This is a genomic window from uncultured Brachyspira sp. (assembly GCF_949287625.1).
GTDB lineage: Bacteria > Spirochaetota > Brachyspiria > Brachyspirales > Brachyspiraceae > Brachyspira.
The window spans coordinates 1-5,617 of the sequence record NZ_CASEGO010000141.1; the positions used below are offsets into that span (position 1 = coordinate 1).

Below are 5,617 nucleotides of genomic sequence, written 5' to 3' on the forward strand. Positions count from 1 at the left end.
CAATATTATCTATTAATGGTGTAATACTCCAGTAACTTTTACCTTTTTTTACTTTTGGATATTTATTATATAAGCTATAAATCCATACTTTTATGCCTTTTAAAAATTCATCCTTTAAACCTTTTGTATATGGTATAAATTTTTTACCACCACTTGTGCCACTTGTAAGTTCAAATAATAATATATCATCACTTGTTAATATGTTTTTACTGCCATTTTTCATCTCTTCTATATATGGAAGATAATCATCATATTCTGATAGTGGCACAGATAAAGAATACTCTTCCCGTGATGAGATATTTGCAAAATTATGTTCTATGCCATATTTACATAATTTATTTTTTTTAAGTATATTTAAAAGAATTCCCTGTTGTACATTGTATATGTTACTGCCAGCACTTAAATATTTATAGTAATCTTTTTTATAAAGCAGCATTAGGATATTATTTAATAATAAATTAATCATTTTTTACCAAACAATATAGGCTTTGCTTTTTCTTTTAAGTTTTCAAGCCGCAGTTCTGTAATACATACCATATCGTTACCATTAATATAATCAGGGTTTGACTGGCTGAAAAATTTAATATCTAAATCCTGCAACTTATCATCAGTTATATCTGCAACTCCCTTTTTTAATTTATCTTTTATGCTTTTATATTCAATAATACCATTTGTTTTATTATATTCATCTTTATAAAAAACTTCCCCAAATCTATCTGCAATTTGTTTTATTTCTGGTGGCATATCATACCTGTATGTTGGATAAAAACTATTAAAAAACTATTATTAGGAGTTGCAGTAATGATTAAAAGAGCATTGATATCCGTATTTTATAAAGACGGAATATTAGAGTTTGCTAAGTTTTTAGCTTCAAAAAATGTGGAAATAGTTTCTACTGGAGGAACTTATAAATATTTAAAAGAGAACGGTATAAATGTTATAGAAGTTGCTGAAGTTACTGGTGCTAAAGAAATGCTTGACGGCAGAGTAAAAACTTTAGACCCTAAAATACATGGAGCAATACTTGCTATAAGAGATAATCCTACTCATATGGAAACTATTAAAGAGAGAGGAATAACTCCTATTGATATGGTAATAGTTAATCTTTATCCTTTCTTTGAAAAGGTACAAGATGACAGTTTGAAATTTGAGGAAAAAATAGAGTTTATAGATATAGGCGGACCTACAATGCTTCGTTCTGCTGCTAAGTCTTTTAAAGATGTTGTTGTTATAAGCGATGTTAAAGATTATGATTTGGTAAAAAACGAAATGGAAAAAGGCGAGGTGAGTTTTGAGACTAAAAAATATTTAGCTTCTAAAGTATTTAATTTAACTTCTGCTTATGATGCTGCAGTGTCTGAGTTTATGTTTAATTCATTGGAAAGTAAAGAAGATAAAAAACTTAATTATTTGAATATGTCTTATAGATTGCAGGAGAAATTAAGATACGGAGAGAATCCTCATCAAGGAGCAAGCTACTATGTATCAACTACAGATAAAGGCTCTATGAAAGATTTTGAACAGTTAAATGGTAAAGAACTTTCATTTAATAATATTAGAGATATGGATATAGCTTTAAAAATAGTACTTGAATTTGATGAAGCTAAAAATGAATATGCATGTTCAGCAATAAAACATTCTACTCCTTGCGGTGCAGCTTTGGGCAGCAATGTACTTGAGGCTTATACTAGAACTTACAACTGTGATCCTACTTCTATATTCGGAGGCATTGTTGCCTTTAATAGTACAGTAGATGAAGCAACAGCAAAAGAACTTGTTAAAATATTTTTGGAAATTGTTATTGCTAAAGACTTTACTAAAGAGGCTTTGGAAGTATTAAAAACAAAAAATAATTTAAGAGTTATAAAATACAAAACTAACACAAGCGATAAAATTAATCTTGTAAAAGTGGACGGAGGATTACTTGTTCAAGATGAGGACAGTGTTTTAGCAGAAGATTATAAAGTTGTAACTGAGAAAAAACCTACTGAAGAAGAAATGAAAAATCTAATATTCGGAATGAAAGTTGTAAAATATGCTAAATCAAATGCTATAGTAGTAATAAAAGACTTTATGGCTAAAGGTATAGGAAGCGGACAGACTAATAGAATATGGGCATGCGAAGATGCTTTAGAACGTGCTGGAGACGGAGTTGTAATGGCGTCTGATGCTTTCTTCCCATTCAGAGATGTTGTTGATGCTTGTGCTAAATATAATATTAAGGCTATAATTCAGCCCGGCGGATCTATTAGAGATAAAGAATCAATAGAAGCCTGCAATGAACATGGCATAGCTATGGTATTTACTGGTATAAGACATTTTAAACATTAATTAATTTTTTATAATTATAAACATTATAGTGAAGTTAATTTTATTAGCTTCACTTTTTTATTAATATAGTGTTTTTATAGGATTTACTATGCATAAAAAATTTAAACCGAATAATACAAAAGAATTAAAACAATTAGTTGATAATGAAAGCGTCAATTTAAATGATATTGATACAAGCCTTATCACTAATATGTCAGATTTATTTAAATGCTCTTCAAGAAAAAATTATGATGGAATTGAAAATTGGGATACTTCAAATGTAGAAAATATGCATGGTTTATTTTCATTTAATAGTTATTTTAATAATGATATAAGTAAATGGAATGTTTCAAAAGTAAAAATTATGTCTAAGATGTTTCATTTTGCTTTATGTTTTAATCAGCCTTTGAATGAGTGGAATGTAGGCAATGCTGAAAGTATGAATATGATGTTTCACTCTGCCAAAGAGTTTAATCAAAGTTTGGATAAATGGAATGTATCTAAAGTAAGAGATATGAGGGGAATGTTTGCTGATACATTGAAGTTTAATCAGGATATTAATAATTGGAATGTAGGCAATGTAAAAGAAATGGATAATATGTTTAATGGTGCTTTGTCTTTTAATCATAATTTAAATAAATGGAATGTTTCAAAAGTAGAAAGTATGAATAAAATGTTTGCTGGAACTCATGCATTTAATCAGGATTTAAATTCTTGGGATATGAAAAACCTTCATTCTATGACTTCTATGTTTGAAAATTCATTTATGTATAAAAATAATAAAATTTCATTGAAGTTTAAAATTTACTCATTCTGTTTAGAAAATAATAATAATTTAGAATATGTTTTATCAGAACTTTTAAAAGATTATGATATTAATGATATATATTACAGCATTAATACAAGCAGAAATAAAAAAATAATGCTTTTTCGTAAAAAATTAGAAAATGATTATTATGATGAATTAAAAGGAATTTCTAACGATTTTAAGGCTATAGAAGAAGCAGAGAATTATATAGAAAATAATTACAATGAAAAAGATGAAAATAAAGTAAAATTTATAGATAATTTAAATATTGGCGATATATTTACTAAAGATAAAACAAAAATAGTCAGTATAAAAGTTATTAAATATATATACTTGTCTTATTTAGCATTAAAGAGAGATTTTTTTAAAATAATACTTACAGATAATATCATTAATTTACTTGACAGAAAATCTTTTATAGAAGCTGTTAGAAAAATATATATATCATCTAAAAAAGAAACTTCAGCCATAATCTACGGTATTTATGGAGGAGATGAGGCATTAAAAGAGATATACAGTAATGAAAAATATTCTAAGCTTCTGCTTATAATATTATCATTTCATAAAGAAAGTGATTATGCTATGAATTTAATATGCAATGTATTTAGATGCAATGAAAGAGAAGATATACAAAAAATGGCAGATGATATATTGCATGATGCTGCTTTGATGAGAAATATAAGCGAAGATGAACTAATATTTAAAACTATACCTAATTTCGGATTTGATAAAAATGGAGATAAAATTTTAGAAGATAATAAATATAAATTAATTATTAAAGATAATGAGGCGGAGCTTTTTGATATTGAAAAAAATAAAATATTAAAATCATATACAAAAAATATGCATTGCGATTTGAAAGAAAAAATAAAATATCTTAAAAAAGAAATTTCATTTACTATAAAGAATCAGAATTTTAATTTGATAAAACTTTTAATGAGCGGTAAAAAATATAGTTATAGTTTTTTCAAAGAAATATTTATTGATAATATTATAATGAATAGATTTGCTGTAAGTTTAGTATGGAATATGCATAGTAAAAATAATATATATACTTTTAGATATTGTAATGACGGAAGTTACAGCGATGAAAATGATGAGAGTATTGAAATTGATGAAAATAGTTATATTAGTTTGGCAAGTCCTTCAGAGATGCCAAAAGAAATTGTATCAAAATGGAAAAATCAGCTAAATGATTATGAATTGGCTCAGCCTATAATGCAGTTTAGCACTATCAATATAGATAATATAGATGAAGCTCTTAATAAATTAAAAACTATAGAAATAAATTATGGTCTTTTAAAAAGTTTTGTTCATAAATATGAAATGAAAAGGCATTTCCTTAATACAAATACAATAAATAAATATTCTTTTTATGACTCTATAAGCAGACAATGTTTTTATGTTGATACTAATATATCATATTATGCTCAAAGCAATGATTCTGTAGTTATCAAGCCAAATTTTGCGGGGCATGATAATTCTGAAGTAAGTAAAAGATTTATTTATACTTGGCTTACATTTTTAATATGGGAGTTAAAATATATTTTTTAATAAATTTTCTATTTTAGGATATGTTATTTTAACACCGATGAAAGCTGAAAATATCCAGCCCCTCTAAGATTATTAATATTAGTAAAACCCAATTTATACATACGCATAGAAGCCATACCTGAACGGCTGCCGCTTGCACAGTATACTATATATTCTTTATTTTTATCTAGTTTAGACATTTTCTCGTTAAATTTGCTGTCGTCTAATGGTATATTTATACTGTTTTTTATATATCCGCTTTGCTGAACTTCTGCGTAGCTTCTTACGTCTATTAGACCTATGTTTTTATTATTTTTGTATAATGATGCGGCTTCATTTATATTGATATTTTTAAACTTACCATTACTCATTATATTAAATATAATTTTTCTCACTAAACTTAATACTATAAATGTTATTATTAATCCTATTATTAAAGTTAAAGTATTATTCATTATATACCCCCTGTATGTATAAATTATTATAACATACAGGGAAGTAAATTTCAATTAATTAATTTAATTTATTTAAATAAATTTCACACATTATAAAAATCTTCTAAATGATAAGCATCATTCCAAAATCTGTATTCCCAAACAAATGCTGTATCAAAAGAAACTATCATTTTTTCTTTAACATAATTGGAAGCATTATTATATAAATCATCAATGATTTTAATCATATTTTCTGTTGATTTTGAGAACTCTTCATCAGCATAAGCGTCAATCCAGTTTTTATATGGATTATTTTCAATTTTTGCATTTTCTTTTATGTGTTTTCCTACTTCATTATATATCCAAAAGCATGGAAGTATAGAAGCAGCTGCTGCCTCAAATGCCTCAGTATGAGATGTATTAATTAGAAAACTAGTATATACTGAAAATTTTTAAGTTTGTCAATTTTTTAATTTATGGTATAATCAAAATATGGATTTTAATTTAACAGACGAAGAAATAAAATTTTTGA

At 26.0% G+C, this 5,617-nt stretch carries 5 protein-coding genes and 1 pseudogene; 2 read left to right on the forward strand and 4 right to left on the reverse strand.

Annotated features, from left to right (window positions below; all coding sequences use genetic code 11):
• Both Q1X91_RS14540 and Q1X91_RS14545 read right to left on the reverse strand, forming a co-directional pair.
• A partial coding sequence (locus tag Q1X91_RS14540) for a GH3 auxin-responsive promoter family protein (RefSeq protein ID WP_300759143.1) occupies positions 1 to 466 on the reverse strand: 466 nt, incomplete at its 3' end.
• Positions 463 to 744 (reverse strand): hypothetical protein, encoded by a 282-nt coding sequence (locus Q1X91_RS14545; protein ID WP_300759145.1) that lies wholly within the window; start codon positions 742 to 744, stop codon positions 463 to 465. The genes Q1X91_RS14540 and Q1X91_RS14545, both read right to left, overlap by 4 nt.
• A gap of 57 nt (positions 745 to 801) precedes the next feature.
• Here Q1X91_RS14545 and purH point away from each other — a divergent pair, with 57 nt between their 5' ends.
• Positions 802 to 2,331, forward strand: coding sequence for a bifunctional phosphoribosylaminoimidazolecarboxamide formyltransferase/IMP cyclohydrolase (purH, locus tag Q1X91_RS14550; RefSeq protein ID WP_300759147.1), 1,530 nt, complete (start codon positions 802 to 804; stop codon positions 2,329 to 2,331).
• A gap of 88 nt (positions 2,332 to 2,419) precedes the next feature.
• A complete protein-coding gene (locus tag Q1X91_RS14555; RefSeq protein WP_300759149.1) occupies positions 2,420 to 4,672 on the forward strand; it encodes a BspA family leucine-rich repeat surface protein in 2,253 nt (750 codons plus the stop codon).
• Between the two features lie 23 nt (positions 4,673 to 4,695).
• On the opposite strand, the gene Q1X91_RS14560 is transcribed toward Q1X91_RS14555, so the two are convergent.
• Together Q1X91_RS14560 and Q1X91_RS14565 are read right to left on the reverse strand one after the other, a co-directional pair.
• The gene (locus Q1X91_RS14560) at positions 4,696 to 5,106 is read right to left on the reverse strand and encodes a rhodanese-like domain-containing protein (protein ID WP_300759151.1); all 411 of its coding nucleotides are present in this window, start codon (positions 5,104 to 5,106) and stop codon (positions 4,696 to 4,698) included.
• An 83-nt stretch (positions 5,107 to 5,189) separates the two neighbouring features.
• Positions 5,190 to 5,516: pseudogene (locus Q1X91_RS14565) on the reverse strand (TenA family transcriptional regulator); the annotation flags it as partial.
• Between the last annotated feature and the right edge of the window lie 101 nt (positions 5,517 to 5,617).

Bases quoted from the DNA above. Each gene is read 5' to 3' on its own strand.
- Q1X91_RS14555 (WP_300759149.1), top strand. From the start codon at position 2,420: ATGCATAAAAAATTTAAACCGAATAATACAAAAGAATTAAAACAATTA.
- Q1X91_RS14560 (WP_300759151.1), bottom strand. From the start codon at position 5,106: ATGAATAATACTTTAACTTTAATAATAGGATTAATAATAACATTTATA.
- purH (WP_300759147.1), top strand. From the start codon at position 802: ATGATTAAAAGAGCATTGATATCCGTATTTTATAAAGACGGAATATTA.
- Q1X91_RS14545 (WP_300759145.1), bottom strand. From the start codon at position 744: ATGCCACCAGAAATAAAACAAATTGCAGATAGATTTGGGGAAGTTTTT.